Here is a 20061-nt window from a genome sequence, read left to right on the forward strand (position 1 = left end):
CGTTTCGCCTGACGAATTATCCATCCGACTACTGACTACCCAATACTGACTACTAGAAAAAAGATGGCCGGTTCCAACCCCAACGCTAAACCGATGAACCTGACCCTGAAAGTGTGGCGGCAGCCCAACCGCCAGGCTCAGGGGAATATTGTGGAGTACCACGTGAAAGACATTTCGCCCGATATGTCGTTCCTGGAAATGCTCGACGTGCTGAACGAGGACCTGCTGCACGCCGGCCAGGACCCGGTGGCCTTCGACCACGACTGCCGCGAAGGCATCTGCGGCTCGTGCGACTTGTTCATCAACGGCCGCTCGCACGGCCCCGAGAAGGGCACCACCACCTGCCAGCTGCATATGCGCAAGTTCTCGGATGGCGACACCATCACCATCGAGCCCTGGCGCGCCGCATCGTTCCCCGTAAATAAAGACCTGAGCGTAGACCGCTCGGCGTTCGACCGCATCATTCAGGCCGGCGGCTACGTGAGCGTGAACACCGGCGGCGCACCCGACGGCAACGAGATTCCGATTCCGAAGGAGATTTCCGACCGCGCTTTCGAGGCGGCTACCTGCATCGGCTGCGGTGCCTGCGTGGCGGCTTGCAAGAATGCTTCGGCGATGCTGTTCGTATCGGCCAAGGTTTCGCAGCTTTCGTTGCTGCCGCAAGGTCATGTGGAGCGCAAAACCCGCGTCGAAAACATGGTGGCGCAGATGGACAAGGAAGGCTTTGGGGCCTGCACCAACATCGGCTCGTGCGCGGCCGAGTGCCCGGTGGGCATCTCGCTGGAGAACATTGCTATCCTGAACCGCGAGTTCCTGGCGGCCAAGGCTACGTCGAATAATCTGGCTTAAGTCAGTCGAAACGTTAGACGCAAAAGGCCCCGGCAGTAGCTACTGCCGGGGCTTTCTATTTAATGTCGGGTGCGGGGCTTGCCCCCTACTCTGTTAAGCTGTTACGGCATCCAGCGCTTTCATATCCTCGGCCGAAAGGTGGATATCGGCCGTTTTCATGTTCTCTTCCAAGTGGTTCACTTTGGACGTGCCGGGGATGAGCAGGATGTTGGGCGAGTGGTGCAGGAGCCAGCTCAGGGCAATTTGCTGGGGTTTCACGCCATGTTTGGCAGAAATCTGGTCCAGCGCTTTGAGGGCATCGGCGTTGCCGCCGCCCAGCGGGAACCACGGAATGAAGGCGATATTTTGCTCGCGGGTGTAGGTGAGCTCGGCTTCCCACTTGCGGTTTTCGACACTGTACATGTTCTGCACCGACACGATGGGCACGAATTCCTGGGCCTTTTTGATGTCAGCCACGCTTACTTCGGACAGGCCGATGTGCTTGATGCGACCGTCCTGCTGGGCTTTTTGCAGGAATTCCAGGGTATCCTCGAAGGGCACATTAGGGTCGATGCGGTGGAGTTGGTAGAGGTCGATTTGCTCGACTTTCAGGCGTTTGAGGCTGCCGTTGAGGGCTTCTTCGAGGTGTTTGGGGCTGGCATCAATGGGCCACTGGTTGGGGCCGGTGCGGAGCAGGCCGCCTTTGGTGGCGATAACGAGGCCTTTGGCATAGGGGTGCAGGGCTTCGGCAATCAGCTCTTCCGACACGTTAGGGCCGTAGCTGTCGGCGGTATCGATGAAGTTGACGCCCAATTCCACGGCCCGCTTCAGCACGCGGATGGATTCGTCGTGGTCGGCGGGCGGGCCCCAGATGCCTTCGCCGGTGATGCGCATGGCCCCGTAGCCGAGTCGATTGACGGTGAGGTCGCCGCCGATGGTGAAGGTGGTGGGGTAAGTGGTGGGGTAAGTGGTGGCAGTGGTTTTATCGGACATGAGAATTGACATTGAATGAAATACCCCGGCGCAGGTAGTGGCGGGGCGCTTTGTAAGACGATTGAGGAACCGAATTGTTTGAAGAGAGCTGTAGCGCAGACTTTGTAGTCCGCGTTTTCGGACGATATTATCAGGCGCGGACTACAAAGTCCGCGCTACTTTTACCGCCGTGCCCCTGCTTCCCCCCGACCGTCGCCTACCGCTGCTTTACGCTATTATTCTGGTCGATGTGATTGTGGGGGCGGCGGTGGGGCCCGTGCTGCCGGAGTTTGTGCGAGGGCTGCGGCAGCCGCAGCTGTGGCTGAGCGTGGGCACGGGCGTATTTTTGGGAGTGCAGCTGTTTTCAGCCCCGCTGCTGGGGCGGCTGAGCGATGGGTATGGGCGGCGGCCCATCTTCATCATTTCGGCAGTTGGTACGCTGCTGGCCAATGCATTGCTGCTGCCGGTGCGGGCGGGCCTGTACTTCGTGAACCGCGTTTCCGACGGCCTCACCAATGGCATGTACGCCACGGTGCGCTCGGCCATTACCGACATTTCACCGCCCGGGCGGCTCTTTCGTAACCTCGGCATTGAGGGCGCGATTATCTCGCTGGGCTTCGTGCTGGGGCCGATGGCATCGGGCTTGATGCTGACCTTTTTGCAGGTACCGCCGGCCCAGCAGGCCACTTACGTGGTGCGGCTGGCCGTGGCCCTGGCCGCCCTCAACATCGGGCTGAGTTTGTGGCTGCCCGAAACCCACGCCGGGCGCGGGGGAGTGCGCGGAGCCGAGCTACGCGCCGAGTTGGCCCGTAGCGTCAACCCGCTCACGCTCTGGGCGCGGCTGCGCGAGAAGAACGTGCAGAACCCCGGCGTGCGGCGCATTGTGCTCACGCAGGTGGCCCTCACGCTCAGCACGGGGTATTATTTCTACTTTGTGGCCTTTGCCAGCCTAGGGCCGCTGCGCCTCGATGCACGGCAGATTTCCTATTTTTTCATGTATTTCGGGGCGCTGAGCGTGGGGCTTAACTACGTGTTCTACGGCTATTTTGCCGACCGCATCAACCAGCGCCGGGCCATTGTGTGGCTGGCCGCGCTGGGCGCACCGGTACTGGCCGGCTACGGCCTGATGGGCACCTCGAAAGTGGCCCTCTACGTGCTGGTGACGCTGGACTGCCTCACACTCTCGCTCATCCAGGGCTTGCTGGAGGGGCGGCTGGCCCGCCGCACTACGGAGGCCGACCGGGGTGAAATCTTTGGACTGAATCAGGCCTTTCAGTCATTGGCCAGCTTCGGCACGGCACTGGTATTTGGGGGGCTGTCGGTGCTCGATTTGCGGCTGCCGTGGGCGTGGTTTGCGCTGTGCCTGGCGGCGGTAGCAGGGTTGGCAGCTACGGACCGGGATGCCAAAAGCCCCGCGTAAGGCGTGAGTTATTTGCCGGTGCGGGGCGCGGCTTTTTTAGCTGGGGCTTTGGACGCAGCTTTCGCGGCTGGTTTGGCGGTGGGCTTGGGGGCCGCCTTCACTGCTTTGGCATTGGACCGGGTAGTGGGTTTGGCCGCCGGGGTAGCGGCTTTATTTTTGGCAATGGCCTTGCTTCTGGCAATGGCTTTCGATTTAGCCGCAGCATCTGAATCGGGTTCTGCGGTAGTGACCGCTACACGCTTGGAGGCCGGGACAGCGGGTTTCTTAGCGACGGGCCTGGAGGCAGCAGTGGGCTTGCGCCGGGCCGGGCGCGCGGCCGATGCTCGAAAAAGGCTGCGCAACTCGTTGTAAACCTCTACCATCACCTGCTCGCGCTGGGTCCGGCTCATCCCGCTGAGGGGCGTGCGCGGTCCGTTCATGGACTGGAGCTGGCTCAGCGGCGAATCCTGAAACGCGCCCTCGCAGGGCCGCACAATGATGGTGAGCAGGGTGGCCCCCTCGCGGTCGGCCGCCTTCAGCAACGGGGGCAATTCTTCGGCGTGAATAAAGTCGGAGGCCAGAAAATCGGCACTCACCAGGAAAATACCGACCCGCGCCATGGCCATCTGCTGGTGAATGCGGTCGCGCCACCGCTCGCCCTTGCGGATTTTCTGGTCGCTCCAGATTTCCAGGTTCTGGTCGCGGACCAGTGGTTTGAGGTGGGTATTCAGCAGGTTCAGCCATTGGCTATCGGCGTGGCTGTAGCTGATAAAAACGCTGGTGCGGGCAGATGCTGGCATGGGACGAAAGTACCCACAAGGGACTGCATAAACTAGCCGCGCCGGGGCCGGGCCGCGCAACCTCTGCCCCACCCAAGAGGTTAAGCAGCATATTTGCACCTCGTCTTACCGCGCCTCCCCTTGATTACCATCCTTGCCGGCACCAACCGGCCCCACTCGCGCGCCCGCCGCATTGCCGACTACTACCGCGCCCTGCTCACGGAGCTGGGGGCCGACAGCCACATTCTGGACCTGGCCGAGCTGCCTGTCGACTTCATTACCACGGCGCTCTACGCCAACGTGGGCACGCACCCGGAGTTCAACCGCCTGGCCACCATGCTCGATGCGAGTGATAAGGTCGTCATTGTGGTGCCCGAGTACAATGCGTCGTTTCCCGGCGTGCTGAAGGCGTTTATCGACGGCCTCACCTACCCCGGCGGCATTCAGGGCAAAAAGGTGGCGCTGGTGGGCCTGAGTAGCGGTGGCCAGGGCGGCCTGCTGGCTATGGCCCACCTCACCGATGTGCTGATGTACCTCGGCACCACGGTACTGCCCCAGCGCGTGCGCCTGCCCTTCATCAACCAAGATTTGAACGCAGAGCACGGCCTGAACCACGACCTGTCGCGGCAGCTGCTGCGCGAGCAGGCGGCGGCGCTGCTGGCGTTTTAGTATCGGGGCTTTTAAAGAATCGCCTGTCATCCTGAGCGCAGCGAAGGACCTTATTACGTTAGAACAGCTGGCAGTAATTCAACTGTTGCGAACGTGATAAGGTCCTTCGCTGCGCTCAGGATGACAGGCGTTTTCTAGTCCTCCAACACCGCCTGCCGCGCCAGCACCCGCCGGAACACCACCCGCAGCACGAAGTACAGCACCGCCACCAGCGGCACCATGGCTACGGCCCATAGCAGCAGCGCGCCCAACTCAGCCCGCCACAATAATTTACCTACCGCTTCCCAACCTTCGTGGTCGATGAGCTGGCGCAGGCTGGCTACCGTGAGGTGGGCCACTTTATCGCCCTGGCCCATGATTATGGCCCCGGCGCGTAGGAAAGGAATGAGCAGCGCCAGCTGAAAAAACGTCATCAGGTGGGTGGCCAGCTGCATGGCGGCCACGTTGAGGCGCAGGCGCAGGGCCACGGCGGCGCTCAGTATGGTGGTGATGCCGAGGGCGGGAATCAGCCCGATGGCTACGCCCAGGCCTACGGTGAGGGCTAGTTTTTCGGGCGATAGGCCGGTTTTGAGCAGGTCCAGCAGCGGGTCGGCCACGCGGCGGCGCAGCCAGGAGCGCGGCGGCAGCGGGGCGGGCGGGACTAGCGGCGGCAATTGGGTTTCAGAAGGCGACATACAGAAAAATAACGGGGCCGAAAGCCGGGCCACACGGCAGCCCGTACCTTCGTTGGGGGCCTGCTTCTTACGGCTACGGCCCGAAATGTTGCGCCCCGGGTATTGTATGACAAAGTTAGATTCCCCGGCCGAGTTGCCGGGTCCGTGGTGGCGCGAGCTGCCCATCTTGCTGCACCGCGCCGGCCGCGAGCTGGGCCAGAACGACCCGCTGCGGCTGGGCGCGGCCACGGCGTTTTTCACCTCGTTTGCCCTGCCGCCCATCCTCATCATTCTGGTACAGTTGCTGAGCTCGCTCTACCCCTCGTCCATCGTGCGGGTGATGCTGCTGGGCAAGGTCAGCAACCTGGTGGGGGCCCCGGCGGCGGGGCTGGTTTCGCAGATTGTGATGAACGTGGCCGACCCCAGCCGCAGCCGGCTGGTGACGGTGGTGGGCTTCGCGTTTCTGCTCTTTGTGGCCACCACGCTGTTCACCATCATCCAGCATTCGCTCAATCAGCTCTGGCAAATCCGACCCAAGCGCGGCACCGGCAAGGTGTCGCAGGCCGTGCACGAGCGGGTGCGCTCGGGCGGCGTGCTGCTGGCCACGGCGGTGCTTACCCTGCTGGCCTTCGGGGCTGATGCCGCCCTGAGCTTGTTTGCCGAAAGCATCCGCGACTTCGATGCCACCTTCGCCTATTTCATCGTTCGCGGGCTGAATGCCGTCATTGCCTGGCTGATTCTGGCGGCCTGGTTCGGCGTCACTTTCCGCACGCTGAGTTTGGCCAAAGTGCCGTGGCGGGCGGTCACGCGCGGGGCGGCGCTCACGGCCCTGCTCATCAGCCTGGGCGAAGTGGTGCTGGGACAATTACTGGTCGCGCGGGATTTGGGACCAGTCTACGGCCCGGCATCCAGCCTGGTACTGGTGCTGCTGTTCGTGTTCTATTGCGCCATGATATTCTACTTCGGGGCGGCGTTCACGAAGGCCTACGCCCACCGGATTGGGCTGGACATCCGACCCAAGAAATCGGCCGTGCGCTACCGGCTGGTGAACGTGGAGGAGTAGCGGGGCGGGCCGACGGGTTTATTGCCGATGCAGTTTACATTAGCTCCCGGCGCGGCCAGCTTACTGCCAATGTAAGTTACATCGGTGCCCGGCGCTGCCAATCCACTGCCGATGTAAGTTGCATTAGCACCCGGCACCGCAGGCTGGGAGTCGATGTATCTTACATTGATGCTTGGCTCGGCGTACCGGGTACTAATGTAAGTTTCATGCGGTAGGGTGCGGGGCTTGCCCCCGCCCGCCGTTGAACGGGCTCGTTGCATAGGCGCGCGGGCGGGGGCAAGCCCCGCACCCTACGATACCACAGCCTGCGCCGTCAGGGGAAGCAAGCCGTACCTTTGTCCCGTGCAAACTCCTGATACCTCCGCCGCTGCCGGTGCCTCATCGGCCCAGCCCACCGCCAAGCCCAACCTCCAATTCGCCGATTTCGGCCTCTCCCCCGCCCTGCTGGCCGGCGTGGCCGAGCTGAATTTCACCCAGCCCACCCCCGTGCAGCAGCTGGTGCTGGCCCCCGCCCTCGAAGGGCAGGACGTGGCCGGGCAGGCCCCCACCGGCTCGGGCAAAACCGCCGCCTACGGCCTGGCCGTGTTGCAGCAGGTCGATGTGACCTCGGCCACCATGCAGGCCCTGGTGCTGGTGCCCGCCCGCGAGCTGGTGATGCAGGTGCGCGACGCCCTCCAGCGCCTCGGCAAGCACGTCCCGAACCTGCGCGTGGCCGGCTACTACGGCGGCCACGCCATGCGCGAAGAAGTGAAAGGCCTCCAGCAAATGCCCCACATCGTGGTGGCCACCCCCGGCCGCATGCTCGACCACCTGGAGCGCCGCACCATCGTGCCCAACCGCCTGAAAGTGCTGGTGCTGGACGAAGCCGACAAGCTGCTGGAGCTGGGTTTTCAGGAAGAAATGGCTACCATCATCAGCCGCCTGCCGCAGCGCCGGCAGACGCTGCTGTTCTCCGCCACCATGCCCGATAAGGTGCTGAACCTCGTGCGCGAGTACCTCACCCGGCCCCGCGTGATGAACGTGGGCGGCTCCAACGCCACCACCCTGCCCGAGAGCCTGGTGCTGCGCGGCCACGTAGTGAGCGCCGCCGACCAGAAGCCCGCCGCCCTCTACCACCTCATCAGCCAGCCCACCGCCGGCCGCTCCCTCGTCTTCGCCAATACCCGCGACCGGGTGGAAGAATTGACCCGCTTCCTGCGCGGCCGGGGCCTGGCCGCCGAGGCCCTGCACGGCAAAATGCTTCAGCCCGAGCGCGACAAAAGCATGATGAAGCTGCGCAACGGCTCGGCCACCGTGCTGGTAGCAACTGACGTGGCCGCCCGGGGCCTCGACGTGAACGAGCTCGACACCGTGGTGCAGTTCGACCCGCCCCACGAAACCGACACCTTCCAGCACCGCGCCGGCCGCACCGCCCGCGCCGGGGCCGTGGGCACTGCCCACCTCATCGTAACCTCCCACGAGCAGCAGAAAATCCAGCAGTGGCCCACCGCCAGAGGCGTGCAATGGGCGGCCCTGCGCCCGCCCGCCCTCCCCGATGCCCTGCCCAAAGCCCCGCGCCCCAGCACCGTCACCCTCCACGTATCGGCCGGCAAGAGCGAGAAAATCAGCCGGGGCGACCTGGCCGGAGCCTTTGTGAGCGTGGGCGGCCTGGAGCGCGACGCCGTGGGCCGCATTGAGGTATTCGACCACCACAGCTTCGTGGCCGTGCCCGAGGCGCTGGCCGAAGAAGTGCTGGCCCGCATGCAGGGCGCGAAGGTGAAAGGCAAGAAAGTGAAAGTGGCGCTGATTCGGTAGTAGCACACTCTCTGAACGATGCCCGGAACGTCATGCTGAGCGTAGCCGAAGCATCTCTACCGCAGTAGTAATCCTTTCGATTGGATTGCGTTGTGCGGTAGAGATGCTTTGGCTGCGCTCAGCATGACGTTTTTTTTACCCTTATTATCCAACTGCCCCCCATGCGCCTCCTTTTCATCTGCAGCCAGAACAAGTGGCGCAGCCTCACCGCCGAGCGGCTTTTTGACGACCACCCGCACCACGAGGCCCGCTCGGCCGGCACCGAGCCGGGGGCTAGGGTGCGCGTGGCGGCCGGCCACCTGGGCTGGGCCGAAATCATCTTCGTGATGGAGCGCCGCCACGCCGACCGCCTGCGGGAGAAATTCGCGGCCGAGCTGGCGGGCAAGACCGTAGTCACGTTGCGCATTCCCGATAAATACCCGTTTCAGCACCCCACGCTGGTGGCGCTGCTGCGCGAGAAGCTGGCGGCGCATTTGCCGTTACTTTAGTAGCCACATTATCTACCCTCTATGCTGCAACGACTATTACTGCTGCTGGCCGCCGCGCCACTTTTCACTCTCCAAACCCACGCCCAAGTATATGAGCCGGGCCTGCTGGTGCGCGCCAACGGCGACACGCTACGGGGTGAAATCGAGAACGGGTTCTGGGTCGAGCCGCCCGCCTCCATCCGGTTTAGGCCCGGCCCCACAGCCGCCATTGAGACGCTGAAACCCCGGCAGTTGCGGGCCGTGCTGCTCACCAACGGCCGGTACTTCCGCTACGAGGGCCTGCCCATCAACCACGCCGACGTAACGGAACTGGCACGATTGCCACACGGCTACGCCACCAATGTGCAGGTTGATTCGCTACTGGCCGAGGTACTGGTGGAGGGACCGATGACGCTGTTCCGGGTGGTACGCCCCGGTAGCCTGCACTTGCTGCTGCACCGCGCAGGCCAGCCCGTAGTGGACCTGTGCGAACGTCAATACCTGCGGCACGCCCCCAACGGCGGCTGGGAAGTCACGGATGGTAATAATTACCGCAATCAACTGGCCTTGTACTTGGCCGATTGCCCGGAGGCAAGCCAAGCGGCAAAGTCGGCGGCGTTTACACCGGCCGGGCTGGTGGCCGTTGTGCAGCGCTACAATCAGGCCTGCGGCCCGGCCCGGCAAGCGGGCCGCTCGTGGCTGGCGGTGGCCGCGCCCCGCCGCCGGGTGTCGGTGCAAGGCGGCGCACTGGCCGGGGTGCGCTACAATCACTCAGAAAACAGCAACGTCAATCTCGCTGACTGTACCGACTGCGAAGCCCGGCCCTTCGGTGGGCTGTATGCCGAGGTACTGCTGCCCAGCCGGCGAACCGCTGTGTACGGCGAACTAAATCTGGGGAATTTTCGCAACCAGCTTTCGCAGTTTGTGACGGTTGTAAACACTATTCCTGACCCGCGCTGTGCGGGCTGCACCCGCACAGAATTAGCCGTTGTCGCCGCCACCTACCATTACCAGGCCCTGATGAGCACGGCCCGCATCGGTGTGCGCTACTTTGTCTGGCTACCGCACGAGCAGCAATTGTTGTTTGGCCTGAGCTACGAGCTGAATTCGCTGTGGAACGTGCGGGGCAATTTCCAGCCAGGTCCCGATTTTACGCTCCGTGACGAGGACTTAGTTTACCATTCCGTCCCACTGTTGCCCGCCCTCACGGCCGGCTGGCGCTGGAACCGCGTGAGCGTGGCCGCCGATGTTCACTCGTGGTTCGTTATTGGTGGGCTGTTCGTGGTGCGGGGCAGCCTGGCTTACCGCCTGAGCCGGAACCACGACCAGCCAGCGCCCCAAACCCACCAGCCCTGAGCCAACCTCCCGGCCCGGCGGCCGTACCAACGGCCATGCCCTATCTGATTTCCCTGGCCGTTTTGGCGGCCATTATCTACGCGTTTTACCAATACGCCACCGCCGATTCGCGCCGCCGTACGGCCGCGCTGGCCCAAGACTTTCCCGCCGCCTGGCGGCAGATTTTATCCGAACAGGTGGCCTTCTATCTGGCCCTGACGGATGATGAAAAAGTTCGGTTCGAGAAGCAAACGCAGGTGTTCCTGGCCAGTACCCGCATCACCGGCGTGCAAACGGAAGTGGATGATACCACGCGCCTGCTGGTAGCGGCTTCGGCGCTTATTCCGGTATTCGGCTTCCCCGATTGGGAGTACCGCAACCTGGGCGAAGTCCTCATCGTGCCCGATGCCTGGCAGCTGGACAACGACCCCACCAAAGAAGTAAAACCCTTGCAGGGCACGCTGCTGGGTTCGGTGCAGGGCTTCCAGAATCAGCACTATATGCGTCTCTCGAAAGCCTCCCTGGAGCAAGGCTTCCGCGACGCGGTGGACCGCCAGAACGTGGGCATCCACGAATTTGCGCACCTGCTGGACGAGGCCGATGGCGTGATTGACGGCCTGCCCAAAGCCGCCCTGCCGCCCACGCTGCTCCAATCCTGGACGGCGGTGATGCAGCGCGAAATCGCGGCCATTCAGGCCGGCAAGTCGGAAATCAACCCCTACGCCGCCACCAACGAGGCCGAGTTTTTCGCCGTGGTCACCGAATACTTTTTCGAGAAGCCCGAGAAGCTCCAGGAGCATCACCCCGAGCTGTACGAGCTGCTCAACCAGGCCTTCCGCCAGAACCCCAAAAACCGTTTCCTCCGCTTCGCCACCGACCCGCGCGAGTGGCTGAAAACCCTGCGCAGCCGCCGCAAATTCGGCCGCAACGCACCCTGCCCCTGCGGCAGCGGCCGGAAGTACAAGGACTGCCATTTGGCCGCTCAAACGGTGTAGGTTTTGGCGCTGGTGTTGGCCTGATGGGTCGTCATGCTGAGCGCAGCCGAAGCATCTCTACCGCGTAACTAATCCTTTCGATTGGATTACCATTGCGGTAGAGATGCTTCGGCTGCGCTCAGCATGACGACCTACTTCAGGTGTGACCGCGCTACTTGCTCCCCTGCTGCAACACCCAGTCGCGCACCGTAGTGAGCAGCACCGGGGCAACCACGGGGTCAACCGTTCCATCATCGGCGACAATGAGTTCGGCGGTGGGGGTTTGAAACCAATGATTGAGGCCCGGCAGCCGGCGTGAGCTGACGCGCTTATTGCCTTTGAGGCCTTTTTCCAGCGCCGTCAGGTTGGTGGCGGCATTCACCTCGGCATCGTCGGTACCGTTGAGCAGCAGCACCGGGCACTGCACATCGGCAAGGCTGGCCTGGGGGTCAAATTTGAGATAGTAGCGGTACCAGGGCGTGAGCAGGTCGGTGGCGCGGGCGCGGGCCAGGGCGGGGTCCTGGTCGGGGTAGCGCTGGCGCAGCATGTTCACCACAATGGCCTGGGCTTGGTCGTTGCTGGCCGTCTGGCGCACAATTTCCAGCATAGTCCGCCGGAATTTGAGGGTCGCTTCCGCCTGCTTGCGCGCCTCGCTTTTGATTTTGAGCCGCTGCTGCGCCACGTAGGTTTCTACCTGCGCCGAGTTGGAGCCGCTGGTCCGGAGCTTAGCGGCTTTGGCCAAGACCTCGGCCCAGGCCTGGCGGCGGGCTGCGCCGATGCGGGCCGTGTCGGCGGTGCTCAGCGGCTCGGCCTGGCTGGCCAGCAGGTCCAACCCTACCAAGCCAGACGCGGCCATCGCCACCACAAAGCCGGGCGGCACGGGCTGGGCCGCCGCCAGCAGGGCCACGTTACCGCCCTCGCCGTGCCCGATGAGGCCGGTACGGGCCGGGTCGATGCTCGGCCGGACGCGCAGGTAGTTGAGGCCGGCCAGGGCATCGCGCACCAGGTCGGCGGTGGTGGCCAGGGTGCCGTTGCCGCCGCTCTGGCCCACGCCCCGGTCGTCGAGCCGCAGCACGGCAATGCCCTGACGGGCCAGCGTGGCGGCGATATCGGCAAAAAATCGGTAGCTGCCCTGCCGGGAGTCGCGGTCCTGGCTGCCCATATCGGACAAGAGCACTGCGGCCGGAAACGGCCCGGCCCCGTCCGGAATGCTGAGGGTGCCGGCCAGGGCCACGTTGCCGGGCTGGCTGGTCAGGCTCACGGTTTCGATGTGGTAGGTAGTGGCTTTCACGGCCACGGTTTTTTCCGTGCTCGCCGGGCCGGCACCGTTGGCGGCGGCCCGTTGCAGCACCAGCGGCACCCGCAGGCCGGGCTGCGACCACACGCCGCGTAGTTCCTGGCCCGCCTCACCAGCCTGGGTGCACACAAAGCGGCAGTCCACGGTGGCGGCGTAGAAGATGAGCGTATCGCCCCGCAGCGTGAGCGAGGCCGGCACTTTATTCAGGCGCTTGGCAGGCAGGTCGAGCGTGGCAATCAGCTTATTAGCGCCCGGCTGGATGATGCTGATTTGGACGGGCAATGTCCCACCGGGAATAGACAGCGGCCCTTTCCAAACTCCGGTCAGGCTGGGCTTGCCAACCACTGCTGCCGTCGCATGTTGGGCCGCCGAGTCGGGGCGGGTGGGCGTGCTGGTTTGCCCCAGCACCGCCGCCGGCCACAGTCCCATCCCAACTATCAACTTTCCCGCGTTGCGGAGAAACATCCTTGTCATATCAATTTTAAACAACCTCCTAGCCGCATCGGCTGCGGTTTTTTGGCCCCTTGCGAGAACAATAGAGCCGCGCCTGCGGCAAGTTAGGGCAGCAGCACGCGGTCAATCACGTGCACCACGCCGTTGGTACATTGCACATCGGGAATCACCATGTTGGCGGGCGTCGTAATGCCCCGCGACTTTACTGTCAGGACACCGTTTGTGAAGGTTCCGAGTTGCAGCGAACCCGTACCAAAGCTAGTTACGGAGGTGCCATCCGGCAGTTCCGGCGTGAATTTATCACCCAGGCTACCAGCCAGTACATGGTTTGCCAGAATGCCCGTCAGCGCGGCTACTTGGGTGGCATTCATGTTGTTGATGGCATCTACGCTTGGAATACCGGCATCGATAAACGCTTGGTCGGTAGGCGCAAACACAGTGTACGGGCCGGCCGCCGACAGCAGCCCGGCCAAGTTGCACTTCACCACGGCCGCCACCAGAAACGTCAACTCGGGCTTCACAAATACCTGCGCTGTTTGCAGCGCAATGGCCGATTGCACCACGTTGCCGCCCGTGGCCAGTAATACCTTATCAATAGGATGAATCAGGCCATTGGCCGCCTTCACATCAGTACCCAGAATTTTGGAACCGTTGACATACAGCGTGCCATCGGCCCGCCGGATGATACGCCTGGTGGGCGTCACCGGCTGAATTGCCGGGGTGGTTGCAGTAGCAGGAATGAGTTTGGTCGTGAACACCCCTGGCGACGGGCTGCTGCCCGGCGTTAGCGCGCTGCCCGGCAATAGGCCACTGAAGACATGATAATAAAGCGTGTTTTGTAAAAACGACTGTTGCAACGCCCCCAAATCCTGGGCCGTGTTGAGGCCTAGGCGGCTGAAAGCGGCATTGGTTGGCGCAAAAACAGTGAAGTTTCCGCCGCTGGCGGGGTCGGTGTTTTTGTTGCCGAGCAGCACGGCCACGTTGCCGCGAATAGCCGCATCTTCCAACTCCTGAAAATCGGGATTGGTGACGGCAATATTCGTGATGGACGGTTCAACTTCTTTGTTTTTGGCGCAGCTATTCACAGCCAAAAGGCCCAAGGCCAGCAACCCGGCTTTAATGGGAAAATATTTTTTCATCGGGCAAATTATTGTTTTTATCGTGCTGACAAGTGCGTTCAACTCAAATCGCTGAATATAAACGATTTTATAAAGCCATCGGATTGCGCTAAGGTAAATCCGCTCCCCCAAACTCACCCGTAGATTGCGTCAAAATAGACTGATTAAGCCGTTTTTGTTTGGCTGTTTCCAATCAGTCTGCTCCTTATAGTAATTCCTTATTTGTTGCTTTTATGCAAAATCTCTCCACCCTGTTTTGTAGTGCTCTTCTAGTTGCTGGCGTTGCCACCACCGCGCAGGCTCAGAGTCTGGTGAGCGGTTTCATGGCGGGCAAGGGCCACGGCTCAGTGGTGGTGTCAGGCACGGCCGAGCGCTACGACGATGTGTACCTGGCCCCCGAAAAAGTCTCCGGCGTGCCTATTTTTCAGGAGGTGCGCGTTAATTCTCTCAACCTGTACGGCACCTACGGCCTCTCCGACAAGATTGACGCCGTTATAAGCCTGCCCTACATCCAGTCGAAAGGCCGGGCACCGGGCGCGGTGATTGATAACCTGAACTCCTACTACTCCACGCAGGGCTATACCAACGTGCGCCAGGGCCTGCAGGACCTCACCGCGCTGTTCAAGTTCAAGTCCTACAGCCGCGAAATCGGCAGCAGCATTCTGGATTTGTTGGGCGTGGTCAGCTTCAGCACCCCGGTCAGCGACTACCAGACCAACACCGGCTACGGCTACATCATCGCCATCGGCAACCGGGCCACCAAGTACACGGCCGCCGGCGTGGCGCATCTCAAAACCAGCTCGGGGGTGTTTGCCACGGGCCAGGTAGGCTACAGCCTGCGCACCGGCCCCGTGCCCGATGCCCTCGTGGGCGAGGTCAAATTGGGCTACGCCGGCCCCAAAGTATACCTGGAAGGCAACGCTTCATTTCAGGAGTCCAACGGCGGCACCGACATTGCCGCCCAGAATTTCACTGGCTTTTTCCCCTCCACGCGCGTCAACTACATCCGTCTGGGAGCCAGCGCCTACCGGCCCATCACCAACGGCTTTGGCCTGACGCTGGGGGCCAGCACCTACGTGGCCGGCCGCAACATTGGCAAATCCACGGGCTACTCGGCCGGCATCACGTATAACTTCTAATTCGTTAGCCGTCTTTGTTTTAAGCAAACGAGAAAGCGCCCCCAAAACCGGAAGTCATCCGGTTTTGGGGGCGCTTTCTCGTTTGCTTGGTTAATAATTCGACTCGGCCGAAGGCAGGTCAATCAGAATAAACTGGGCATCTTTTGCGGCGCGGATTTGCACCACGTCGTCATCGGTCATGCGGGCCTGGTCGTTGGGGCCGAGTTCCGTGCCATTCACGAAAATGGTGCCCTGCTTCACGTAAATGAAGGTGAGGCGGATGGGGAAAGTTTTAAATTCAATCTCCTCGTCCTCGTCCAAGTTAGCCCAGTAAATGGTGCTGTTGGAATTCATGTATACCACGTCTTCCAGCACTTTCTGGCCGGTCACGAGGGGCACCAGCTTGTTTTTATTGCCGCTGGTGAAGCCCAGGTCCTTCTGCTCATAGCTGGGGGCCAGGCCCTTCTGGCCAGGAATAAACCACAGCTGGTACAGGTGCAGGGGCTTGTCCTGGCGGTTGAACTCGGAATGGGCCAGGCCGGTGCCGGCAGTCATGCGCTGTACCTCGCCGGCTTTAATGGTCGTTTTGTTGCCCATCGTGTCCTGGTGCGTGATTTCGCCATCCAGCACCAGCGTCACGATTTCCATTTCGGAGTGCGGGTGCTGCGGGAAGCCCGACTGGGCGGCCACATTATCGTCGTTGAACACGCGCAACGGCCCGAAGTGCATGTTGGTGCGGTCAAAATAATCGGCAAACGAAAACAGGAAGTAGCTGCTGAGCCAAGCGGCGGGAGCAGCGTGATGGCGGTCGGCGGCGGAAATGTATTTGAGCATAGCTTGGGAGCGAGAGGATATGGCGTGCCTCCCATACGCGCAGGCCGGGCCGGAAGTTGGCCCCATACCACACAGCAAAGCCCTTCCGGGATACGGAAGGGCTTGCGGTATTTCCAACTAAGCAGCGCGGCGCTAGGCTTTTCTCAGCAGAGCCACTTGCTGTTGCAGGTCGAGCACGAGGCTGGCCACGCGCTCCAGCGAGAGCTCAGCAATTGGGAATGTGCTGCTGATGTAGCTTTTGGCTTCCCATATTTCGAGCACGTCGTCGGCCTTCACGTCGTAGGGCGAGAAATTCGGGTTGTCGGAATGCAGCACGAACATGGCCCCGGAGCGCATTTTATTGAAGACGCGCTTGAACACAATGCCGTCGCGGGAGCTCACCACGATGCAAGGTGTACCGTCTTTGATGTTGGCCCACTCTTCCACGTAGCGGCCCACGATGACGGTGCCGCTGGCAATGGGCAGCATCGAATCGCCGGCGATTTCAAAGGCGCGGTAGGTGCCCGTTTGCGAGAGCATGGGCAGACGGAACTTGGGCAGAACCTCCAGGTATTCGCGGTCGGCATAGCCATTGAGGTAACCGGCAGCGGCTTTCTGGGGCACCAGCTCGATGTTCTCGTTCTGGTCTTTGTCCACGGTGAAGGCCAGCACGCGGAGCTTGCCGCCGGCGGCCGGCGTGGGCGGCTCGGGGTTGTCGTCGGCATCGGCCCCGGGCGCGTTGGGGTCAGGCGCGGGCAGGGAGCCGATGATTTTGGTGTTCTTCTTCTTGCTGAAATCGGTGGTCACGAGCTGGTCGAGCGTGATGCCGAACAGGCGGGCCATGTTGACCAGGGTGGCAAGGCGGGGCTCGGCGCGGCCCTCTTCGTAGGCACCCACCAGGGAACGTTTGATGCCGAGCTTCTCGGCCATCTGGGCCTGCGTGAGGGCGAGCTCGCGCCGGCAAAATTTGAGGTTGGTATTAATCATCGGTGGGGGCAGCAGCCGGGAGTGGCGTTGGATTTAACGCAGATTCGGCTGGTGAAGTTAGCAACGCAAGCGCGAAGTTACTAATTCACTTAGCTAATAAATTTCTGCCCACCACTTTAGCGTTGAGCAATTTGTCTTTCTACCCACCATTCGTCGTTTTTCCAGAAATTATTCCAACCCACGCGGGCATATTTGGGGTTGATGTGAGAATCCCGCTCGCCGATTTCGAAGCGCGTGAGTACCTCGTGCGTCACGGCAATTCCCTGTTTCCAGACCACGGGCGTGGTTTCGCTGCCCGGCCCGTCGGCCCAGCTGCCTTCAAACAACAGGCCGCCGTTGCGGGTGGCAGGATTAGCGGTATTTGTCATCAGCACGGCTCGGCGGCTGGGTGTGAGCTGAAAGTCGAGCGCAATGCGGCCCGTAAACTGGCCGCCCAGCCCGTGGCGGCTGGTGGCCTGCAGCGCAAAACCGCCCGTGGCGCAATACGTTGGCGCGGCCGACTCCTCATAATCAGGCGCAATCACTTTCATACCTGCCGGCAGGCGCTGTACCTGTTGCAATTCGACGCTGCCCCGAAAGGGCGTCACGTCGCCGTAGCAGCGAAACTTGCCGGCCACGAGGTAGCGGCCAGGGCTTTTGCCATCGGCCTGCACGGTGGTGAACACGAATTCCAGCCGCCGCCCATCGTAGCCGAAACAGCCGTTGAGCACGTCTTCGGTGCCGGCCTGGGGCTGGTGCTGCCATAGTTTCCCTAAGTTGGTGCGGGCCAGCAGGGCGGTGCGGGTGGCGTTGGTGAGCACCGCGCCGGGGGCAGCCAGCGGGGCAGCTGGGCTGGCAGTTGGCCCCGAAAAGCTGGGCAAGTGTTGGGGTTGGGGCGCAGCGAAGAGCAGCGCAGGCGCTGTGAGAAGCAGAAAGTACCGCATACAACCGAAAGAGAAGGGTTTTTAAGGCCAGCTATATTGCTAGATGGCGCTTATGCTTTCCCAACGGTGATGGTGGCTGGTTTAGTATTAGAGGTTGAGCTTTGGCTTGGGCGAGTCGGCCCACCATTCCTCATTCTCCCACAGTTCATTCCAGCCCAGCTTAGCGTATTTAGGGTTGATTTCTCCGCCCCGGTCGCCGATGGCGAAGTCTTTGTACACTTCGGGAGCAGCTGCGAAGAAATCGGTCGAAATGACAAATTTCTTCACCTGCTTGGTCGAACGGTTCAGCCGGTTTCCACGCACAAGTAAACCACTGCCCCGGGTGGGCATGCTTTCGTCGATACCCATCACGGCCGTTACGTAGTCCACTTTTTTCGACTTGGCCAAGGTATAGAAATCGAGTATGGCTTCTCCTTCAAAAAGGCCACTATTATCACTATTTTCCTCGGTTAGTTGGAGTTGAGCACGCGCCGTATACGTTTGGGCTGCTGCCGTATCTAGCAATTCACTGCCCGCTCCGGCGATGAAAAAATATCCCCGCGGCAAGTCCTGCACCTGCCGCATGGTTAGGGTACCGGCAAATTTTCGGACGTTTTTCCGGTAATGGCATTTCCCTTGAACATGGTAGATGGCTGGATGCTGCTCATCGCGCCGCACTTGACTAAAAACCAATGCAAAACGGTAGTGGTCAGGGCCAAAAAAACCTTCCAAAGCTGGATTTCCCTGCTTATCCTTCGTATCGCCCTGCCAAAGGTTGGCTAAGTTGTACTGGCTCACCAAGCGGCGCATAGGGGCCGTCAACGTATCTGAAGCCGCGAATAATGAAGGCAATGATGGTTGGGCCGTCATCGCCGCAACATCTGCGGCCGCAGGGGCTCCTTTGGCTGCTTGCGGAACTGTTGCGGCCTGCGCAACCGGCGCTTTCTGATGACATGCCGGGGCGGACACCGCTAATACAAGCATCCAAATCAGATTTTTCATGCCGCCAATTTACGCCGCAGGTCCGGCATGAACTCCTGCAGAAAATACCGTCCTAAGCCTGCCTCCAATAGGATTTCAATCACAACTAAATTACCTACCCACGAGAGCCACGTCACCGTCAGATACGTCTCAATCGGCTTGGTTTCGAACACGTAGTACATGATGTAGCTCTCGCCGCGCAGGGCCAGGGCGGCCAGGGTCACGGCGTAGGAGCGCAGCATCCAATCCACATGCAGGCTCCACTGGCGCTGGCGGGCGGCACGGTAGGCGCGCCAGGTGCACAGCCACCACACGAGGCATTGCAGCGTGAAACCGACCTGCGCGGCCAGCCCGCCATTTGCAAAGTGCGCCAGAATGAGGCCCGACGGGGCCGCCAGCGCCAGAATGCCGATGATGTAAAACTTGCCCAGCTGCCGGTGCAGCCCCGGCCCGCGCCGCGCCAGCACCGGCAGAAACTGCATCAGCCCCGCCACCAGCACCAGCAGACTGGTGGTGATGTGCACATAGAAACCCAGCCGAAACACGGGGCTGTCGTTGGTTTCGTCGCTCTTGGTGGTGAGGAAATGGATGCCCTTCTCGAAGGTATAGTAGGGCAGCGTTTTGGTGAGCATCAGGCCCGCGAAGGCAGCGATGACGAGGGCCGCGAGGGCCGCGAGGGCGAGCAAGAGTTTTCGGGCCATGAAGCGCGGCAGTTTCGAACGGGAACCTGCAAATAAAGAGGCCCGCCGTGGGTAACGGCGGGCCTCTTTATTTTATTGGCTTCTACTGACCCCGAAGGCGCTTGTGGTAGAGCGCGGCCATGCGCAGCTGGAAGTAGTCGTACTTCTCGCGCAGGTGGTCGAACAGGTCGCGGAGCGTAGGGTCGCCGCCGAGCTGGGCGCGGGCGGAGAAGATTTCGGCCAGTTCGGCATCGCTCACGAAGTCGTGGATGCGCAACTCGCGGCCTTTGGCGTAGGCGTTGTAGAGGTGGGTTTTGACGGTGCTCAGGGCCAAGCCGCGGCGCTCGGAAATGTCCTCGGGCGTGAGGCCCATCTGGTGGAACTGTATGGTGGCGTCCTCGGAGTCGCTCACGGGCTTGTCGGCTTTTTCGGCGGCCGTCAGGCGGGGGCGCGGCTCGCTGAACATATTGTCCGAATCGGATGGCATGGCCCCGCCGCCTTCTTCCAGAATAAGACGGATGAAGGCCTCGCCGTAGGTTTCGAATTTCTTCATGCCCACGCCCGAGATACCCAGCATGCCCACGCGGCTCACAGGCCGCTCGGCGGCCATTTCCTGGAGCGTGGCATCGGAGAACACCACGTAGGGCGGCACGCCCTGCTCATCGGCAATATGCTTGCGGAGCTTGCGGAGCTTGTCGAACAGCTGAGCTTCGGGCGTGCCGAAGGCGGCTGCGGCAGTGGCATTGGCGGCTTTTTTGCCGGCGCGGGTGGGCTTCTCG

20 protein-coding genes are annotated in these 20061 nt (G+C 61.7%); 9 read left to right on the plus strand and 11 right to left on the minus strand.

The genetic code is table 11. The features are described from left to right. The first annotated feature begins 93 nt into the window (after positions 1-93). The gene (locus tag AAFH49_RS06485) at positions 94-849 is read left to right on the plus strand and encodes a succinate dehydrogenase/fumarate reductase iron-sulfur subunit (protein ID WP_342296732.1); all 756 of its coding nucleotides are present in this window, start codon (positions 94-96) and stop codon (positions 847-849) included. 93 nt (positions 850-942) lie between these two features. On the opposite strand, the gene AAFH49_RS06490 is transcribed toward AAFH49_RS06485, so the two are convergent. Continuing rightward, positions 943-1821: an aldo/keto reductase gene (locus AAFH49_RS06490; RefSeq protein WP_342296733.1), complete on the minus strand. Its 879-nt coding sequence runs from the start codon at positions 1819-1821 to the stop codon at positions 943-945. A gap of 169 nt (positions 1822-1990) precedes the next feature. Between AAFH49_RS06490 and AAFH49_RS06495 the strand changes: the two genes are divergently transcribed. Then, positions 1991-3220: an MFS transporter gene (locus AAFH49_RS06495; RefSeq protein WP_342296734.1), complete on the plus strand. Its 1230-nt coding sequence runs from the start codon at positions 1991-1993 to the stop codon at positions 3218-3220. An 8-nt stretch (positions 3221-3228) separates the two neighbouring features. Here AAFH49_RS06495 and AAFH49_RS06500 read toward each other — a convergent pair whose 3' ends face one another. Further along, positions 3229-3999 carry a toll/interleukin-1 receptor domain-containing protein gene (locus tag AAFH49_RS06500; RefSeq protein WP_342296735.1) on the minus strand — a complete coding sequence of 257 codons (771 nt, stop codon included), beginning with the start codon at positions 3997-3999 and terminating at the stop codon, positions 3229-3231. 120 nt (positions 4000-4119) lie between these two features. Here AAFH49_RS06500 and AAFH49_RS06505 point away from each other — a divergent pair, with 120 nt between their 5' ends. Next, a complete protein-coding gene (locus tag AAFH49_RS06505; protein ID WP_342296736.1) occupies positions 4120-4647 on the plus strand; it encodes an NADPH-dependent FMN reductase in 528 nt (175 codons plus the stop codon). Positions 4648-4781: 134 nt separating this feature from the next. On the opposite strand, the gene AAFH49_RS06510 is transcribed toward AAFH49_RS06505, so the two are convergent. Further along, positions 4782-5321, minus strand: coding sequence for a DUF2062 domain-containing protein (locus AAFH49_RS06510; RefSeq protein WP_342296738.1), 540 nt, complete (start codon positions 5319-5321; stop codon positions 4782-4784). A gap of 106 nt (positions 5322-5427) precedes the next feature. Here AAFH49_RS06510 and AAFH49_RS06515 point away from each other — a divergent pair, with 106 nt between their 5' ends. The 5 genes from AAFH49_RS06515 to AAFH49_RS06535 all read left to right on the plus strand — a co-directional run bounded on the left by AAFH49_RS06515 (position 5428) and on the right by AAFH49_RS06535 (position 10954). Continuing rightward, entirely contained in the window at positions 5428-6363 is a 936-nt protein-coding gene (locus tag AAFH49_RS06515; protein ID WP_342296739.1) for a YihY/virulence factor BrkB family protein, read from the plus strand. Positions 6364-6705: 342 nt separating this feature from the next. Then, entirely contained in the window at positions 6706-8157 is a 1452-nt protein-coding gene (locus tag AAFH49_RS06520) for a DEAD/DEAH box helicase (protein WP_342296740.1), read from the plus strand. A 161-nt stretch (positions 8158-8318) separates the two neighbouring features. Further along, a complete protein-coding gene (locus tag AAFH49_RS06525; RefSeq protein WP_342296741.1) occupies positions 8319-8645 on the plus strand; it encodes a low molecular weight protein tyrosine phosphatase family protein in 327 nt (108 codons plus the stop codon). 21 nt (positions 8646-8666) lie between these two features. Next, complete coding sequence (locus AAFH49_RS06530; protein ID WP_342296743.1) at positions 8667-9980, plus strand: hypothetical protein; 1314 nt, start codon at positions 8667-8669, stop codon at positions 9978-9980. 35 nt (positions 9981-10015) lie between these two features. Next, positions 10016-10954, plus strand: a complete 939-nt coding sequence (locus AAFH49_RS06535) for a zinc-dependent peptidase (RefSeq protein WP_342296745.1) — start codon at positions 10016-10018, stop codon at positions 10952-10954. 151 nt (positions 10955-11105) lie between these two features. Here the strand turns inward: AAFH49_RS06535 and AAFH49_RS06540 are convergent, their stop codons facing one another. Both AAFH49_RS06540 and AAFH49_RS06545 read right to left on the minus strand, forming a co-directional pair. Next, positions 11106-12695 (minus strand): alpha/beta hydrolase, encoded by a 1590-nt coding sequence (locus AAFH49_RS06540; protein ID WP_342296746.1) that lies wholly within the window; start codon positions 12693-12695, stop codon positions 11106-11108. A gap of 92 nt (positions 12696-12787) precedes the next feature. Beyond that, positions 12788-13822 carry a fasciclin domain-containing protein gene (locus AAFH49_RS06545; RefSeq protein WP_342296747.1) on the minus strand — a complete coding sequence of 345 codons (1035 nt, stop codon included), beginning with the start codon at positions 13820-13822 and terminating at the stop codon, positions 12788-12790. Between the two features lie 212 nt (positions 13823-14034). On the opposite strand from AAFH49_RS06545, the gene AAFH49_RS06550 reads away from it, so the two are divergent. Further along, a complete protein-coding gene (locus AAFH49_RS06550; RefSeq protein WP_342296748.1) occupies positions 14035-14940 on the plus strand; it encodes a hypothetical protein in 906 nt (301 codons plus the stop codon). Positions 14941-15030: 90 nt separating this feature from the next. On the opposite strand, the gene AAFH49_RS06555 is transcribed toward AAFH49_RS06550, so the two are convergent. The 6 genes from AAFH49_RS06555 to AAFH49_RS06580 form a co-directional block, all read right to left on the minus strand. After that, a complete protein-coding gene (locus AAFH49_RS06555; protein ID WP_342296749.1) occupies positions 15031-15753 on the minus strand; it encodes a pirin family protein in 723 nt (240 codons plus the stop codon). 132 nt (positions 15754-15885) lie between these two features. Then, positions 15886-16719 (minus strand): helix-turn-helix domain-containing protein, encoded by an 834-nt coding sequence (locus tag AAFH49_RS06560; protein WP_342296751.1) that lies wholly within the window; start codon positions 16717-16719, stop codon positions 15886-15888. A gap of 116 nt (positions 16720-16835) precedes the next feature. After that, positions 16836-17579, minus strand: coding sequence for a hypothetical protein (locus AAFH49_RS06565; protein WP_342296752.1), 744 nt, complete (start codon positions 17577-17579; stop codon positions 16836-16838). A gap of 150 nt (positions 17580-17729) precedes the next feature. Further along, positions 17730-18623 (minus strand): hypothetical protein, encoded by an 894-nt coding sequence (locus AAFH49_RS06570; protein WP_342296753.1) that lies wholly within the window; start codon positions 18621-18623, stop codon positions 17730-17732. After that, a complete protein-coding gene (locus AAFH49_RS06575) occupies positions 18620-19303 on the minus strand; it encodes a DUF2306 domain-containing protein (RefSeq protein ID WP_342296754.1) in 684 nt (227 codons plus the stop codon). The genes AAFH49_RS06570 and AAFH49_RS06575 overlap by 4 nt, the downstream gene beginning before the upstream one ends. Before the next feature lie 82 nt (positions 19304-19385). Beyond that, positions 19386-20061: HRDC domain-containing protein (locus AAFH49_RS06580; protein WP_342296755.1), on the minus strand; the 676-nt coding region annotated here is incomplete at its 5' end.

The sequence above is a fragment of the Hymenobacter segetis genome (genome assembly GCF_038448715.1).
In the GTDB taxonomy this organism is placed as follows: domain Bacteria; phylum Bacteroidota; class Bacteroidia; order Cytophagales; family Hymenobacteraceae; genus Hymenobacter; species Hymenobacter segetis.